The sequence below is a fragment of the Amycolatopsis pithecellobii genome, from assembly GCF_009707865.1.
GTDB classification, from domain to species: Bacteria; Actinomycetota; Actinomycetes; order Mycobacteriales; family Pseudonocardiaceae; genus Amycolatopsis_E; species Amycolatopsis_E pithecellobii.
This window is the reverse complement of the sequence record NZ_WMBA01000110.1, coordinates 1-16,124: the sequence shown is the minus strand read 5'-3', so window position 1 is coordinate 16,124 and position 16,124 is coordinate 1. Positions and strand designations below refer to the sequence as shown.

Genomic DNA, 16,124 nt, shown 5'->3' with positions numbered 1-16,124 from the left:
GGAGGGCTGGGTGCGTTTGTGGTTGGTCCGGGCCGTGGTGAGAGCCTGACACCAGAGGCGGGACTTGGAGCATGATCTGTTTGTCAGCTAGCACCTGCTGGACAGTGATCCCCATGACAGCAGAGAAGACCTGAACGCGCTGCCAGAACGCGACCGCGGTTCCTTGTTTTCGTCGGGCAGGATTTCCTGGTGTGGGTGCGATGAAGCTGCCCGGCCTGAGGCCGGCGGCGCGGTACCTGCCAGCTATGGGGATGTCGCCTAGCTTCCTGGCGTCCCTGTGCACCAGCTCACCTTGAGCGGCCATTCGCGAACATCGGCGGGTCCCCAGCCTGCCATCTGGGCGGCGAGTGATGTTCGTCGCGTGCCGACTCGCCCCGGCCTCCGCACGTCCGTGACTTCTCGTACACCTACAAACACCGAAAGTAGAGCGCCTCTCCACTTCGTGAGGGTTATCCCGCGCTCCCTGATCGAAAGGCATGACATGAGTTTGTTGACGCTGAACGCACTTACAGTTTTCCTATGTGCAGTGCAAATATTCTTCGTCGGGCAGCGCCATGTCCAGTGTGAGCGCTGGGCTCGACAGGCTGTCTCCGGCAAAAACTGCGCTGCTTCCGCCGGGGCCTCGGCTGCCCGTCTTACTGCAAACCCTGCTTGTGCTCCGCTACCGCCAGCGACTGTTTCCCTTATGGCGCAACAAGTATGGCCGGATGTTCACGGTGACCCTGGCGCCCGGAGCCCGCCGCACCGTTGTCGTGGCCGACCCTGCCATCGTCCGGGAAGTCTTCGCGGGCAACAGCACGGTATTCCATCCGGGCTGGGGCAACGAGGTCCTGCGGCCTGTTATGGGAGACCGCTCCGTCCTCGTGCTTAACGAGGAAGAACACCTCGCTACCCGGCGCCGACTGCTCCCGGCACTACATGGCTCGGCCTTGTCCGGCTATGTGGACGTCATCAGGGAGCTCACGGCGAACGAGATTCGGCACTGGCCCGCCGGACAGCCGCTCGCGTTGCAATCACGGATGAACGCGCTGAGCCTGGATGTCATCCTCCGCGTCGTGTTCGGTGTGGACACCGGGGCACGACTCGACGAACTTCGGGCACTGCTGTCCCAGGTGCTCGCTGTGGACGGCGTGACTCTGCTTTGCGGCTCCTACGACAAGCTGCGCAAGCTCGGCCGGTGGCGGAAATTCGAGGCGGTCCTGAAAGCCGCCGATGCGGTGCTCTACGCCGAAATTGCGGACCGGCGCGCGGAGCATGACTTGGCCGGCCGCCACGACGTCCTGTCCAGAATGCTGAACGAAGATCCGGAGGTGACCGATCTCGACGTTCGCGACCAGCTGATGACCCTTCTGCTGGCCGGATACGACACCACGGGAACCGCGATCGCCTGGGCGCTCTACGAAATGGCCCGCAGGCCCGCCGTGCTGGCGGTGGCGCAGGCCGCCGCTGACGAGGGCGACCTCGCGTACCTCACAGCCGCATTCAAGGAAAGCGTCCGGCTGCGGCCGGTTTTCTACGAGGTCGCGCGGACCCTGACTGCACCTGTCGAACTCGGCGGATGGCAGCTGCCCGCGGGTACTTCGGTCATGCCGGCTATCGGTGTGGTGCACTCGGATCCGTCGATCCACGACGCGCCAGAAGAGTTCCGACCCGAACGCTTCCTCGCCAACCCGCCATCGAGCGGGGAATGGATTCCCTTCGGCGGCGGCGTCCGGCGTTGCCTGGGTGCGGGATTCGCGCAAGCCGAGGCGATCGTGATCATGCAGGAGGTACTCCGGAGCTACGATCTTCGGCCCGCCTCATCGCGTCGCGAACGATACCGGTCGCAGAACGTCACATTCTCGCCCGCGCGAGGCGCACAGGTCGTCCTCAGTCCGCGTGGCATGAGGAGCAAAGCAGGGGAAACATGGAGAAATTGATTTGCGGGCTCAAACTGACCCATGACGGCGCCTTGGCCGTGATCGCGGATGATCAGCTGTTGTTCTCGGTCGAAGCAGAGAAACTCGAGAACCGGCCGCGGTACTCCGCGATGAACACAACCGCGGACTTGACCGCGGTACTCCGGCGAGGCGGCTTCGAACCGTCCGATGTGGACACTGTCGCGGTTGACGGCTGGGGGCGGAGAAACGGTGTCAGCCAGGTGACGATCCTCGACGAGGGAACATCCACGACCGTCGAAGTCGCCGACTATGCCGACAAACCTGGCGACGACCCGTTGGCGGGCAGGCCGGACAAGGCGCCACTGTTCGGTCAGGGCCTGGTCGGGTTCCACAGCTACACCCACGCCACTGACCACGCGCTGGCGAGCTTCTGCTCGAGCCCCTTCGCCGAAGCCGGGCAGGCCGCGCTCATCGTGGTGTGGGACGGCGGGATGCCCCCGTGCCTCTACCACTACGACCCGGCAACCCGGTCCCTTCGGCTCCTGCGGCAGTTGACGACCGTGGTCGGCGGGCTGTATCCGGTATTCGCCTCACACCTCGCTCCGTTCCGCTCACCCAGCGGGCCGCTGGATTCGCAGCACGAGAAACTGGAAACGTTGTTGCTGCCCGTGTCGGGAAAAGCAATGGCCTATGCCGCGCTGGGAAAACCGGACGCTTCGATCATCTCCGTCATGTCAGCGGCCACCAAGGCGAAGCCCCTGACGGACGCGATTCACCTGTACCGCTGGACCCGTGCGGTCCTGAACTCGCCGGAGGCCCAAGACACCTCCGACGCGACACTGACGGCGTCCATTCAGCAGTATCTCGGCACAACCCTGCTGGACGGTCTCACCGAATTCCTCCGCGACGAACCCGGCTACCGGGGGCTGCCGCTGTGCCTGTCCGGAGGATGCGCGCTCAACATCAAATGGAACGCAAGCCTGCGCGGTTCCGGGCTGTTCGAGGACGTCTGGGTGCCGCCGTTTCCCAATGACGCCGGATCCGCCATCGGCGCGGCCTGCGCGGAAATGATCCGGACCACGGGCCGCAGCGCACTGCGCTGGTCCGTGTTCGCCGGCCCGGAACTCGTGCCCTCCCCGGACACACCCGCCGGATGGCGCAGCCGACCGTGCACCCCTGCCGAGTTGGGGAGGCTGCTGGCCGACACCGGGGAACCCGTCGTCGCGCTGACCGGTCGCGCCGAGATCGGACCGCGTGCGCTGGGCCATCGGAGCATTCTGGCGCCCGCCACTTCCGTCGCCATGCGGGACCGGCTCAACGAGATGAAGAACCGCGAAGGGTACCGACCGGTCGCTCCCATCTGCCTGGTTGACGCCGCGCCGGAGATTTTCGCACCTGGGACACCCGATCCATACATGCTGTTCGAGCACGACGTACGGCCGGAATGGGCCGGCAAAGTCCCCGCGATCGTGCATGTCGACGGAAGCGCGCGGCTGCAGACTGTCGGGCAGGACAACGATTTCCTCTACGAAGTACTGAGCGCCTATCGCGAACGCACCGGAATTCCGGTGCTGTGCAATACCAGCGCGAACTTCAACGGGTCCGGTTTCTTTCCCGATGCGGTGTCGGCGCTGCGCTGGGCCGGTACCCAGCACGTCTATGCGGACGGCATGCTCTACACCGCCGAAGAGTCGCGTTCGGACGGCGAGCACCGATGACCGGCGTGCTCGCGGCCGGTATCGAGGCGTTGACGGCGCTCATCCCCAGCGCGGACCCATACCCCCAGCTCGCCGCCCTACGGGAACTGTCGCCTTACTCGCCGCAGGACGGCCTGGTCATTGTCGGGAAATACACGCACTGCTCCGGACTACTACGGCATCCCGACGTGAGCTCCGCCCGCGATCAGGCCACACTCGTTCGCTCGGAAGCGCCTCGGAGCCGGAACTTCCTCAACCTCGATCCCCCGGATCACACCAGACTGCGGCGACTGATCACCCGCGCGTTCACGCCTCGCGTGGTGGCCGAGCTGGAGCCACGGATCCGTGCGATCGCCGACGACCTGATGGACGCCGCGGCGCGACGCGAAACCTTCGATGTGGTCCGGGATCTGGCTTCCCCGCTGCCCATGCTGGTCATCTGTGAACTGCTGGGAGTGCCGGCAGCCGATCACGACATGTTGCTGAGCTGGTCAGCGGCCCTGGCGCGGTCCGTCGACCTGCCGGAGCTGCGTGACGTCGAGCGCGTGGAAGCCCGAGAAACGGCTCGCACGCGGATGGAAATCGTCAAGTACTTCCAGAAACTGGTCGCTCGGCGCCGGTCCTCGCCCGCCGGTGACTTGATCAGTTACCTGACCCAGGTCGAGGACGACGGCGACACGCTCAGCGAGAACGAGCTGATCGCGACGTGCGTGCTGCTCGTCAGTGCCGGGCACGACACCACCGTCAATTTGATCAGCAACGGGATCCTTGCCCTGCTGCGGAATCCGGCGGCTCTGTCCACAGTGGCCGATGATCCCGCCGCGGCGCCGGCGCTGGTCGAGGAAGCACTGCGGTACGACGCGCCGGTGCAGATCTCGGCGCGCGTGGCCCGCACGGACATGCAGGTGGACGGCGTGTCCATCGCCGCCGGTGATCTGCTCGTGCTGCTGCTCGGTGCGGCGAACCGTGACCCGTCGGTCTTCGACCGGCCGGAGGAGTTCCGGCCCGGTCGCGAACATGCCGCCAAGCACCTGAGTTTCGCGGCAGGGCCGCATTTCTGTCTCGGGAGCAGCCTTGCCCGCCTCGAAGGGGCGATTGCCTTCGAGTCCGCTACCCGGCTTGTCGAGCCGAAGCTGGACCAGGCCGGCCTGACGTACAAACCCAACCTCACCCTGCGCGGCCCGGCGCGAATGCCCGTGTCCGTCAACGGAATCCGGGAAAGAGATCACGCATGAAATCGATCGATCAGAATTTTGTCGGGAACAGTATCGTGGAACTGTTTCGGCGCAGTGCGCGGGAACACGCGGACGAGGTCGCCATCGTCATGGTGGAACACCCCGACCGGTTCGCCGACGCGAGATCACTGACCTACCGGGAACTCGACGCGCAGGCGCAGGCGGTGGCACACCGGCTGCGTGAGGTGTGCCGCCCGGAAGATCGGGCGCTGCTGCTCTACCCTTCGGGAACACCGTTCGTTGCCGCCTTTCTCGGTTGCCTCTACGCCGGAGTCATCGCCATTCCGGCCCCGCTGCCCCAGCGAAGGCGGCGTCAGCAGCACAGGCTGACGGGCATCGCGCGTGACGCCGAGGTGTCGGTGGTACTGACCGACTCCGCCAATCTCGCGGCCATCGACGATTGGGTCGACGCGGACGAGATGACCCATCTGGTCCGCCTGGCCACCGATGTCGAAAGTGCGGCCGCACCCAGCGACGAGGAGCCATACCCCGCCGGTCCGGATACCGTGGCGTTCCTGCAGTACACGTCCGGTTCGACCGGTGACCCGAAGGGCGTGATCCTCAGCCACGGCAACGTGTTGCACACGATCGCCGCCTCGCTCCTGATGAGCGAGTGGCACGAACAGCTGCGGGTGTGCACCTGGCTGCCACTGTTCCACGACATGGGGCTGATCGCGACGGTGCTGGCCCCGCTGACGCGCGGCGGAAACACCGTGCTGCTCGACCCGATGACGTTCATCCGGCAGCCCGCATCGTGGTTGCGTGCCATGCACCACTACGGTTCCAACGCGTCGGCGGCCCCGAACTTCGCCTATGAATTCTGTACCCAGAGAATCAGCGACGAAGATCTGTCCGATGTGGACCTTTCCGGGGTGACGCGGGTCTACAACGCCGCCGAGGCCATCGACGAGAAGATCCTTTCCCAGTTCTGCGAACGATTCTCCGCGTATGGGTTCAGCCCGGATGCCTTCGTGACATCGTACGGGCTCGCCGAGGCGACTCTCACCGTCGCCGCACGCCTGAACAACGGCGTGAAGCTGAGCACGGTCGACGTGCCACAGGCAGGTTCCGACCACGGAAGCCGGGCACTGGTCAGCTGCGGTCCGGCGCCCTATCTGGACCTCCGGATCATCGATTCGGCGACCGGAGAGGCCGTGCCGGACGGCACGACAGGCGAGATCTGGCTGCGCGGCCCGAGCATTTCGCGCGGCTACTGGCGCCGGGAAGAGCAGACGCGCGAGACCTTCGGCGCGTTCACCGAGAGCGGAGACGGGCCTTTCCTGCGCACCGGGGACATCGGTTTCCTGCACGACGGCGAGCTCTACGTATGCGGCCGGGTCAAGGAAGTTCTGGTGGTACATGGCCAGAAGGTCTTCCCGCAGGACATCGAATCGGAACTGCGCTCGCGTCATCCACAGCTCGGCAACTACGGCGCGGTCTTCGCGCTGCCCCAGACCTCCGGCCAGGAAAAAGTCGTGATCACCCACGAACTCGGCGAGGCCGAACCGGACGAGCTACCGGCGCTGGCGGCCGACCTCGTCCACACGGCGGCCAGCGAGTTCGGTGTCCAGGTCGACACCATCGCGCTGTTGCCGCCGGGCACGGTGGCCCGGACCACCAGTGGAAAGGTGCGGCGGATGAAAATGCGCGATCTGTTCGTCGCCGGAAAACTCGAACCGGTTTACGCCCGGTCATTGAAATCCTGAGGAGACAATCGTGAACCAGACCAAACAGATCAGTGAAGCGGATGCCATCCGTTCGTGGCTGAGGCAGCAAATCTCCCAGCACACCGACAGATCACTCGATTTACTCGAAAACGATGTGCCCCTCTCGAGCTACGGAATGGATTCGATCAGTGCCATTTCGCTTGCCGTGGAGATCGAAGAACGGTACGGGCTCGAACTGGACACCGACACGCTGTGGGAGTACCGGACAATTGACCGGCTCGTCCAACTGCTGACGACACTGACGCCCGCCTGAGCGCATGACCGGGCGCCTCCAGAAGCTACCGGTGCAGCGGCACAAGGTCGTCGGCGTGGACGACCTCACGGCGTTGCTCCGGTGGCAACTCGTGGCTGGACCGCCCGATCAGCTCCGGCAGTTCACCGGCGTCGAACGCGACCACCCCACGGCCCACCACCCGCTGGGCCGGATCGACCAGCTCGACCACGTCGCCGGCCTGGAAATCTCCGCTCACCCCGGTGATTCCGGCGGCGAGCAAGGAACGGCGGCGGCGGACCACAGCCGCGACGGCACCGTCGTCCAGCTGGAGGCGACCGGCCGGGCCCGCCGCGTAACCGAGCCAGAAGCGGCGGGCGGACAACCGGGAATCGGCGGCGACGAACGCGGTGCCGACGTCCGCCGTGGTCAGGGCTCGCTCCGCTTCGGTTGCCGCGGCCAGCAGCACAGGGATTCCCGCGGCCGCGGCTGTGCGCGCGGCAGCGAGTTTCGAAACCATGCCGCCAGTACCCAACCCCGAACTCGACATGCCGACGGTGATGCCGTCGATATCGGCGTCACCGGACACTTCGGCGATGCGGCGGTTGGCGCCGTCGCGGGGATCGCCGTCATAAAGACCGTCCACATCGGACAGCAAGAGCAAGGCGTCGGCGCCGATGAGATGGGCGACGAGAGCGGCCAGCCGGTCGTTGTCCCCGAACCGGATTTCCTCGGTGGCGACCGTGTCGTTCTCGTTCACCACCGGGACCGCGCCGAGCGAAAGGAGCCGTGAGAAGGTGCGTTGCGCATTGCGGTAGTGCGACCGGCGAACCACGTCGTCAGAGGTCAGCAGCACCTGGCCGACGGTCAGGGAATACCGGCCGAACGACTCGGCGTAGGCGTGCGCGAGCTGCAGTTGACCGACACTCGCCGCGGCTTGTTGCGTCGCGAGGTCACGCGGGCGCTTGCCCAGCGCGAGGGGGGCCAGTCCGGCGCCGATCGCGCCAGAGGACACCAGGACGAGCTGGCTGCCACGGCTGATCCGGGCGGCGACGGCATCCACGAGCGCATCGAGCCGCGCGACGTCCAAGCCGCTCCCGGCCGTGGTCAGCGCCGACGAACCGACCTTGACGACCAGGCGATCCGCGCCGGCCACGGCCTTCCGCGTGACGCTCACTGGTCCTCGTCAGCCTCGGGCACGCCGTCGCGACGAATGCGGCGGGCTTCCTTGCGCTCCGCCGCCGAAACGCGGCTGCGGTCCTCGAGCCGGATGTCGGTGCCGCGCCCGGAAAGGTGCTGGATCGTGCCCGGGGTGGATGGTTGCCAGTCGAACGTGACGCCGCCGATGGTGACCGGACATCCACGCTCGGCGCCCATCCTGGCGAGCTCCTCCTCGACGCCGAGCCGGTTGAGCCGGTCGGCGAGGTAGCCGACGGCTTCGTCGTTGCCGAAGTCGGTCTGGCGGATCCAGCGTTCCGGGCGGGCGCCGCGCACGATGAACCCACCCAGCTCCTCCGGGTCGGCCTCGACGGAGAAACCCGAGTCGTCGATCGCCCGTGGCCTCAGCACGATGCGTTCGGATTCGGGAGCGGGCTGTTCCGCGCGGAACTTGTCGACGATTGCGCCCAGCGCGTACGTCAGTTCACGCAGCCCCTGGCGGGTCGCGGTGGAGATCTCGAACACGGGCAACCCGCGCTTCTCGAACTCCGGGCGCACCAGCTCGGCGAGCTCCGCGGCATCCGGGACGTCGATCTTGTTCAGCACGACCACGCGGGGCCGGTCGGCGAGCTCCCCGCCGAGACCCGGGGTGTAGCGGGCGAGTTCCGTCTCCAGAGCGTCCACATCGGACACCGGATCGCGGCCGGGTTCGAAGGTGGCGCAGTCGACGACATGCACAAGGACAGCGCACCGCTCGATATGCCGCAGGAAATCGAGGCCGAGGCCTTTTCCTTCGCTGGCACCGGGAATCAGACCGGGCACATCGGCCATCGTGAACACGGTGTCCCCCGCGGTCACCACGCCGAGGTTCGGCACCAGCGTGGTGAACGGGTAGTCGGCGATCTTCGGTTTCGCCGCCGAGAGCACCGAGATCAGCGACGACTTGCCCGCGGACGGGAACCCGACCAGCCCGACGTCCGCGACCGAACGCAGCTCAAGCACGAGCGAGCGGGCTTCCCCCGGGTCACCGAGCAGCGCGAAGCCCGGCGCCTTGCGTGCCCGGGAGGCGAGCGCCGCGTTGCCCAGACCACCGCGACCGCCCTCCGCCGCGACGAACGTGGTGCCGGGAGTGGTCAGGTCCGCGAGCACCTCGCCCGCTTCGGTCATCACGACCGTGCCGGCCGGGACCTTCAACTCCAGCGTCTCCCCCGCCGCGCCCGCCCGGTGACTGCCCTGGCCCTGCCTGCCGTTGCCGGCGCTCGCGTGCGGGCGGAAGTGGAAGTCCAGCAGGGTGTGCACATTCCGGTCGACGACGAGCAACACGTCACCACCGTTGCCACCGTTGCCGCCGTCGGGACCGCCCAGCGGCTTGAACTTCTCGCGGTGCACCGAGGAGCAACCGTTCCCGCCGTTGCCGGCGGCCACCTGGATCACCGCGCGGTCAACGAACCGGGACGCCATCTCGAGCCTTTCTGTCTATTCAGGACTGTGCAGGCAAAACAAGGGGCGGACCCAGATTTGTTCCGGGCCCGCCCCTTGTCGGAAAATGCTGCGTGTCTCCGGCGGACCTCAGGCCTCGGCCGGGACGATGTTGACCGTCTTGCGGCCACGCTTGACGCCGAACTCGACCGAACCAGCGGCGAGCGCGAACAGCGTGTCGTCACCGCCACGGCCGACGTTCACGCCGGGATGGAACTTGGTGCCCCGCTGGCGGATCAGGATCTCGCCCGCCTTGACGACCTGGCCGCCGAAACGCTTGACGCCGAGGTACTGCGGGTTGGAGTCACGCCCGTTGCGGGAGCTGGAAGCACCCTTCTTGTGTGCCATAAGTGCTCAGCTCCTTACTTGCTGATGCCGGTGACCTCGACGCGGGTCAGCTTCTGCCGGTGACCCTGACGCTTGTGGTAGCCGGTCTTGTTCTTGAACTTGTGGATGCGGATCTTGGGGCCCTTGGTCTGCTCGACGACCTTGCCGGTGACCGAGACCTTCGCCAACGCGTCGGCGTCCGTGGTGACCTCGCCGCCGTCCACGTACAGCACGGCGGGGAAGGTGTGCTCGGTGCCCGGCTCTCCCTCGAGCTTCTCGACCTCGACGACGTCGCCGACGGCCACCTTGTACTGCTTGCCGCCGGTCTTGACGATCGCGTACGCCGACACGGAAGTCTCCTGCTTACTCGACAATGGGTGGGGGCAGGCGACCCGGCCCGCGCGGGCGGCCCGGTGATCGCGCCATGGCCCGCATGGTGCGCGGGCCGTCCTATAGGTTACGTGGCACCCCGGGGCTGGTGTGCACCGGGGTGCCGTTCACCTGCTCAGCTCTGGTCCGAGGCGTGCACCGGCGGTCCGGCAGGCCGCGACGCCGCCCGCCGCGGCCGCCGCTGAGCGGTGCGCACGGCCGGGGTCGGGACCTCGACACTGGGTTCCGGGGCGGGCTCCGCGGACTCGGCCTGCCCAGGGGTCCCGGAGGTGGCCTCGGCCGGATTCGCCGAGGTGCCGGCCCGCTCCGGGGCGGGTGTGGTGGACTGCTCGACCGGTGCTTGCGGTGTGGTCGAGCCACTGGTGTGCCCGGGCTCCCGGCGCCACGGGGCCGGTTCGAACTCCGCGTCCGGTGCGGACGGGGCCTCAGCAGAGTCGGCCGCGTTCGACGCATCGGCCTCGGAAACGGCGGCGGCTACGTCGGCGCCGGCCTCCGGTTCGGTGGCCGCCGGCGCAGCGGTTCCCAAGGTCGCAGCCGCGGTCGTCTCGGGCGCCGGCTCGCTGTCCGGCTTCGGGTTGGCAGCGAATTCGGCCCAGCGGGCGGCCGTTTCGGCACCGGCCTGGGGGCTGGCGAGTTCCAGGGCCTTCTGCTCGGCGGCCTCGTCCGGCTTGTCCGAAACGAGTTCACCGTCCGGCTTGCCGGAAGCCAGCTTCGCGGCATTGGCCATCGCCTGCACGGCCGACACGACCGACTCCCGCCGCTCCGGGGGACGCCCGGTCTCCTGCGGCTCCTCCGCCTTGCCCCGGCCACGCGCGCGCCGGGAACCGTGCTGGTGACCGCCGCCGTTGCCGGTGCCGTTGCCGCCGTTCGACGGGCGGGGCAGCTCGGTCGACACGATCACGCCCCGGCCCTTGCAGTGTTCACAAGGCGTCGAGTACGCCTCCAGCAGGCCGGTGCCGACCTTCTTCCTGGTCATCTGCACCAGGCCGAGCGACGTCACCTCGGCGACCTGGTGCCGCGTCCGGTCCCGGCCGAGGCACTCGGTCAGCCGCCGCAGCACCAGCTCCCGGTTGGACTCCAGCACCATGTCGATGAAGTCGATCACGATGATCCCGCCGATGTCGCGCAGCCGCAGCTGGCGCACGATCTCCTCGGCGGACTCCAGGTTGTTCCTGGTCACCGTCTCCTCGAGGTTCCCGCCGGAGCCGGTGAACTTGCCGGTGTTGACGTCGATGACCGTCATCGCCTCGGTCCGGTCGATCACCAGGTAGCCGCCCGAGGGCAGCCACACCTTCCGGTCCAGCGCCTTGGTGATCTGCTCGTCGATCCGGTAGTCGGTGAAGACGTCACCGGTGCCGACATAACGCTTGAGGCGCCCGGCGAGATCGGGCGCGACATGCCCGACATAGGCGTCGATCGTCTCCCACGCGGTGCCGCCCTGGACCTCGAGCTTCGCGAAATCCTCGGTGAACAGGTCGCGGACGACCTTCACCAGCAGGTCCGGCTCCTCGTACAGCATCGTCGGCGCGGACGACTTCTTGCCCCCCGCCGCGGAATCCGCCTTCTCCTTGATGACCTCCCACTGGGCCTTCAGGCGGCGGACATCCCGCTCCAGCTCCTCCTCGCTGATGCCCTCCGAGGCGGTGCGGATGATGACACCCGCGTCCTCCGGGACGATCCGCTTGAGGATGTCCTTGAGCCGCCGGCGCTCGTTTTCCGGCAGCTTGCGGGAAATACCCGTCGCGCCACCGGCGGGCACGTACACCAGGAACCGGCCGGGCAACGAGATCTGGGTGGTCAGCCGGGCGCCCTTGTGCCCGACCGGATCCTTCGTCACCTGCACCAGCACGTTGTCACCGGTGGACAGCGCCTGCTCGATCTTGCGGGACTTGCCCTCAAGGCCGGCGGCATCCCAGTCGACCTCACCGGCGTACAGCACGGCGTTGCGGCCGCGCCCGATGTCGACGAACGCCGCCTCCATCGAGGGCAGTACATTCTGCACCCGGCCCAGGTACACGTTGCCGACGATCGATCCGCTGCCCGCGGCGGTCACGAAATGCTCGACCAGCACGCCGTCTTCGAGCACACCGATCTGCGTGTGCTCGCCGCGCTCGGCCACGACCATGGTCCGCTCGACCGACTCGCGCCGCGCCAGGAACTCGGCCTCGGAGAGGATCGGCGCACGACGGCGGCCCGCTTCCCGGCCGTCACGGCGGCGCTGGCGCTTGGCCTCCAGCCGGGTGGAACCGCGCACGCTGCGCACGCCGTCACCCTTGTCGGGCTTGGCTTCCTTGCCGTTCTTGTCCTCGCCCTTGCTCTCGCGGACGTGCACGACGGTGTTCGGCGGGTCATCACCCGTGGCGGCCTCGGCCGCGTCGTCGTCCGCGGTCTTGCGGCGACGACGGCGCCGACGGCGACGGCTGCCGCCCTCGCCCTCCTCGGACTCGTCGTCCTCGGTCTCGGCTTCGGCTTTCTCCTGCGGCTGGGGCTCCTCGGCCTGATCGGTGCTCTCGTCCTCGGCCCCTGTGCCCTCGTCGCCACCCTTGCCGCGGCCGCGGCCCCGGCGACCACGACGACGGCGCCGACGGCCGCCCGGGTCGTCGCCTTCGTCGTCCTTGTCGGGCTCGACCGCTTCGGGCTCCTCCTCGGCCGGTTCCTCCTGCTTCGGCGCGGGCCGCACGGTCTGCGGCTCGGGCGGCAGGAACACCGGGGATGGGGCCGCGAACACCGGCATCCGCGCTGACGGCCGCGCTCGTTCCGGCGCGGCCGATTCGGTGGCGGGCGCCGGTGCGGCTGCTGCCGTTGTCGCTGGTTCTGCTGGGCCGGCTGATGTTGATTCGGGCGCGGCCGGTGCGGGTGTGGCCTGCTTCGGTGCGGCTGCTGCGGGTTCGGCGACCGCGGCCGACTTGGCGGCCGGTGCCGACTCGGCGCCCCCTGGCCGCTCGGCGACCGGCTTCGCGGTCCGGTCCGGCTTCGCGGCCGGTGCCGGCTCGACGGCCGGTTGCGGCTTGGCGATCGGCTCCCGCTCAACGGCCACTTCCGGCTTGGCGACCGGCTCGCGCGCGGCGGCGGGTTGCGGGTCGGCGGCTGGTTCGGGCTCGTCCGCCGGGGCCGCGAGAGCCTCGGCCACCTTGATCGCCATGGCCCGCGGCACGCTCGACTGCACGCTGCGGACTGGTTCACCCAGTTCGGTCAGTTTCGCCAGCACATCCCGGCTGTTGGAGCCGAGCAGCTTCGCCAGTGCGTGCACCCGGACACGTTCCGGGAGTTCGCCCAGCGGGCTGGTGGGTGCGGCGGTGTCCCCGCCGGTGTTGTCGGCGGGTGTTTCCGCGTTCGTCATCTGTCTCCTCCGCCCCCGGGCGCGTCTGCCAGCTCGAATGCTGGAAGACGCGGCCGCGCAGGGGCCCCTTCCTGTCTGTTCCGCGGCGGCGGTCACCGCCGACGGGAATCCTGTGCCTCTTCGCCCCGACGGCCCCGGAACACGGCGGCCGTCGACGGCAGGTCTGCTCAGTCACATGCCGGACGGGCCGGCGGCTTCCCGCACCGCCTCCCCATGTCGTCTAGCCACCCGCTCCGGGCGGCGACGACCTGGCGCTCTTCCCGCACGTCACCGGGCCATCAGCACCGGTTCGCACCTCATCTGGCGGGCGTCCCGGCCCAGCGGCCACCCCGAGTATCCCACACGAGCGCGATCCGAAGGGGGCGCGCTCACCTTCGGGGGCGGCACGGCCGTTCCGCTTGTCGGTCCCGGCACGGTGCCCTAGCGTGCGCCTGTACCGCTGCTCCCTGGAGGTTCGTGCAGTGTCGGGCTTGGCACGGTCACTCGCGCTCAGCAGCGCCGCCGCGCTACTGGTCGCCGCGCCCGTACCGGCGTTCGCCGCCCAGCAGGCTCCCGGATGCCGGGACACCGGGCGCGCTGTGCGCTACCTCGTGGTCCTCGATCGCGGGACCACCAGCCACGACGCCGACAGTCAGGTCCGGGTGGCCTGTGGGCAGCCCACGAACTACTACCCGCAGATCAGTGTAGGTGTCGCGCAGTCCACCGATCCGGACTTCGCGGTGAGGTTCGGCACCGGCCGCGTATTCAGCGCACAGGAGATACTGCGCGCGAAACCCATAGCGGCGCAGGGTGTCCGGGGTGCGAACCGGACCGGTGAGCAGTGGGACATGGCCATGATCGGCGCGCCAGGGCACCGTGGCAGCGCGAACGTCGTGGTGGGCGTGCTCGATTCCGGGATCGACGCGACACATCCGGACCTGGCAGGGGCCGTCGACCGCGGCGATTCCGCCGGGTGCCTGACCGGTGCGCCGGATCCCTCGCCCGCCGCGTGGGCGCCGACGAGGTCCGCGCACGGAACGCATGTCGCGGGCATCATCGCGGCCATCGACGACGGAGCAGGCATCACCGGGGTCGCGCCCGGGGTGCAGGTGGCGTCGGTGAAGGTGATCGACGACCGCGGGTACGTCACTCCGGAGGCCGCGGTATGCGGGCTGATGTGGGCGGCGGCGCGGCGGATGCCCGTGGTCAACACGAGTTTCGCGATCGACCCGTGGGGAGTGCCGTGCTCCCGGCGGGCCGGGTATGAGGTCGTGCACGAGGCGGTCGCCCGTGCCGTGGACTATGCGACCACGCATGGCACGCTCGACGTCACCGCGGCGACCAACGAAGCGGTGAACCTGACACCGTCGCCGCGCCCGGGCGTGTCGCCACAGGGGTGTGAGGAGTTGCCCGCGGGGGTGCACGAGGCGGTGACCGTCTCCGCTACCGGGCGGAACCGGGTGAAGGCGGGCTACAGCTCCTACGGGCTCGGGGTGGTGGACCTCACCGCACCCGGCGGGGACGGGAAGGACTGCGTGCTCTCGACGGTGCCGGGCGGGTACGCGCCGATGTGCGGCACCTCGATGGCCGCACCGCATGTCACGGGTGTCGCCGCGCTGGTCGCGTCCGCGCACCCTGAGTTCAGCGCGACCCAACTGCGCGGCGCACTCGACCGGGGCGCGCGGACGATGCCGTGTCCGGACGACTACGACCTCACCGGCGACGGGCGGCAGGACGCGTTCTGCGCCGGATACTCCGGATACAACGGCTTCTACGGCCACGGCATGGTGGACGCGCCAGGAGCGCTCAGCGCAGCAGCAGGTGAGTGATCCGCCGCGCGGCACCCCAGACCCCGAGTAGGGCAAGCGCGACCAGATAAGCCAGGTGCCCGAGCATGCCTGGCGTGAAAGCGCCCACCGACAACTCGCGCATGAGCTCAATGCCGTGGTACAGCGGGAAACACTGCACGATGACGCGCACCGCCTCCGGGTACACGGTCAGCGGGTAGAACGTGGTGGAGAACAGGAACATCGGCATCACGGCGAGCTGGATGAAGTCGAACTGCGACGGGGAACGCAGGAACGTCGCACACGTCATACCGATCGCCGCGAACGCGAACGCCACCAGCACCGCGACCGGGACCAGCAGCACCGCCCACGGCGAGCTGACCAGGCCCATCGCGAGCATCACGCCGAAGAACGCGACCGAGTAAATGCCGCCGCGCAGTACCGACCAGGAAATCTCCCCCATCGCGATGTCCAGCGGTCCGATCGGGGTGGCGAGCATCGCGTCGTAGGTCTTGGCGTAGCGGAACTTGAAGAACACATTGAACGTGCTGTCGAGGATCGCGCCGTTCATGGCGGACGAGGCGAGCAAGGCAGGCGCGACGAACGCGACATAGCTCATCGGCCGCCCGTCGGGGCCGGCGACCTCGCTGACCAGCTTGCCGAACCCGATCTGGAACGCCACCAGGTAGAACAACGGCTCCAGCACGCCGGAGACGAACACCCACCACATCCGGGAGTAGGCGAGCATCGAGCGCTCGACGATCCGGCTCGCCCGGCCGGCGTACAGGCCCGGGGGCAGGATGCGCAGCAGCACCCCTGGCCGCTGGTCTTCGAGGAGCGTCATGTCAGACCGCCGACTGGATGGCGATGTTGTTGCCGGTGAAGGGAGTGGCGAGGGGTTGTTGCCAGGGCGG

12 protein-coding genes are annotated in these 16,124 nt (G+C 68.3%); 6 read left to right on the top strand and 6 right to left on the bottom strand.

Going from position 1 to position 16,124, the window contains the following annotated elements; translation table 11 throughout:
• Window positions 1-554: 554 nt before the first annotated feature.
• From GKO32_RS36975 to GKO32_RS36955, 5 genes are read left to right on the top strand one after another with little or no spacing between them, the layout of a single operon-like run.
• On the top strand, window positions 555-1,919 hold the full coding sequence (locus GKO32_RS36975) for a cytochrome P450 (protein WP_154761566.1): 1,365 nt from the start codon (window positions 555-557) through the stop codon (window positions 1,917-1,919).
• The gene (locus GKO32_RS36970) at window positions 1,907-3,598 is read left to right on the top strand and encodes a carbamoyltransferase N-terminal domain-containing protein (protein WP_154761565.1); all 1,692 of its coding nucleotides are present in this window, start codon (window positions 1,907-1,909) and stop codon (window positions 3,596-3,598) included. The genes GKO32_RS36975 and GKO32_RS36970 overlap by 13 nt, the downstream gene beginning before the upstream one ends.
• Window positions 3,595-4,812: a cytochrome P450 gene (locus GKO32_RS36965; RefSeq protein WP_154761564.1), complete on the top strand. Its 1,218-nt coding sequence runs from the start codon at window positions 3,595-3,597 to the stop codon at window positions 4,810-4,812. The genes GKO32_RS36970 and GKO32_RS36965 overlap by 4 nt, the downstream gene beginning before the upstream one ends.
• On the top strand, window positions 4,809-6,518 hold the full coding sequence (locus GKO32_RS36960; protein WP_154761563.1) for a fatty acyl-AMP ligase: 1,710 nt from the start codon (window positions 4,809-4,811) through the stop codon (window positions 6,516-6,518). The genes GKO32_RS36965 and GKO32_RS36960 overlap by 4 nt, the downstream gene beginning before the upstream one ends.
• Window positions 6,519-6,528: 10 nt before the next feature.
• A complete protein-coding gene (locus GKO32_RS36955; protein ID WP_154761562.1) occupies window positions 6,529-6,792 on the top strand; it encodes an acyl carrier protein in 264 nt (87 codons plus the stop codon).
• 25 nt (window positions 6,793-6,817) lie between these two features.
• On the opposite strand, the gene proB is transcribed toward GKO32_RS36955, so the two are convergent.
• The 5 genes from proB to GKO32_RS36930 form a co-directional block, all read right to left on the bottom strand.
• Window positions 6,818-7,927 (bottom strand): glutamate 5-kinase, encoded by a 1,110-nt coding sequence (gene proB, locus GKO32_RS36950; RefSeq protein ID WP_312869247.1) that lies wholly within the window; start codon window positions 7,925-7,927, stop codon window positions 6,818-6,820.
• Window positions 7,924-9,369, bottom strand: a complete 1,446-nt coding sequence (gene obgE / locus GKO32_RS36945; protein WP_154761561.1) for a GTPase ObgE — start codon at window positions 9,367-9,369, stop codon at window positions 7,924-7,926. The genes proB and obgE overlap by 4 nt, the downstream gene beginning before the upstream one ends.
• Window positions 9,370-9,477: 108 nt before the next feature.
• A complete protein-coding gene (gene rpmA, locus GKO32_RS36940; RefSeq protein ID WP_154761560.1) occupies window positions 9,478-9,735 on the bottom strand; it encodes a 50S ribosomal protein L27 in 258 nt (85 codons plus the stop codon).
• 14 nt (window positions 9,736-9,749) lie between these two features.
• Window positions 9,750-10,064: a 50S ribosomal protein L21 gene (gene rplU / locus GKO32_RS36935; protein WP_091512575.1), complete on the bottom strand. Its 315-nt coding sequence runs from the start codon at window positions 10,062-10,064 to the stop codon at window positions 9,750-9,752.
• A 155-nt stretch (window positions 10,065-10,219) separates the two neighbouring features.
• Window positions 10,220-13,444 carry a translation initiation factor IF-2 N-terminal domain-containing protein gene (locus GKO32_RS36930; RefSeq protein ID WP_154761558.1) on the bottom strand — a complete coding sequence of 1,075 codons (3,225 nt, stop codon included), beginning with the start codon at window positions 13,442-13,444 and terminating at the stop codon, window positions 10,220-10,222.
• Between the two features lie 461 nt (window positions 13,445-13,905).
• Here GKO32_RS36930 and GKO32_RS36925 point away from each other — a divergent pair, with 461 nt between their 5' ends.
• Window positions 13,906-15,252, top strand: a complete 1,347-nt coding sequence (locus GKO32_RS36925) for a S8 family serine peptidase (protein WP_376766042.1) — start codon at window positions 13,906-13,908, stop codon at window positions 15,250-15,252.
• On the opposite strand, the gene GKO32_RS36920 is transcribed toward GKO32_RS36925, so the two are convergent.
• On the bottom strand, window positions 15,230-16,054 hold the full coding sequence (locus GKO32_RS36920; protein ID WP_154761556.1) for an ABC transporter permease: 825 nt from the start codon (window positions 16,052-16,054) through the stop codon (window positions 15,230-15,232). The genes GKO32_RS36925 and GKO32_RS36920 overlap by 23 nt on opposite strands.
• Window positions 16,055-16,124: the final 70 nt, after the last annotated feature.

Coding starts and splice junctions, on each gene's coding strand:
- GKO32_RS36975 (WP_154761566.1), top strand. CDS start 555: ATGTCCAGTGTGAGCGCTGGGCTCGACAGGCTGTCTCCGGCAAAAACT.
- GKO32_RS36970 (WP_154761565.1), top strand. CDS start 1,907: ATGGAGAAATTGATTTGCGGGCTCAAACTGACCCATGACGGCGCCTTG.
- GKO32_RS36965 (WP_154761564.1), top strand. CDS start 3,595: ATGACCGGCGTGCTCGCGGCCGGTATCGAGGCGTTGACGGCGCTCATC.
- GKO32_RS36960 (WP_154761563.1), top strand. CDS start 4,809: ATGAAATCGATCGATCAGAATTTTGTCGGGAACAGTATCGTGGAACTG.
- obgE (WP_154761561.1), bottom strand. CDS start 9,369: ATGGCGTCCCGGTTCGTTGACCGCGCGGTGATCCAGGTGGCCGCCGGC.
- rpmA (WP_154761560.1), bottom strand. CDS start 9,735: ATGGCACACAAGAAGGGTGCTTCCAGCTCCCGCAACGGGCGTGACTCC.
- GKO32_RS36930 (WP_154761558.1), bottom strand. CDS start 13,444: ATGACGAACGCGGAAACACCCGCCGACAACACCGGCGGGGACACCGCC.
- GKO32_RS36920 (WP_154761556.1), bottom strand. CDS start 16,054: ATGACGCTCCTCGAAGACCAGCGGCCAGGGGTGCTGCTGCGCATCCTG.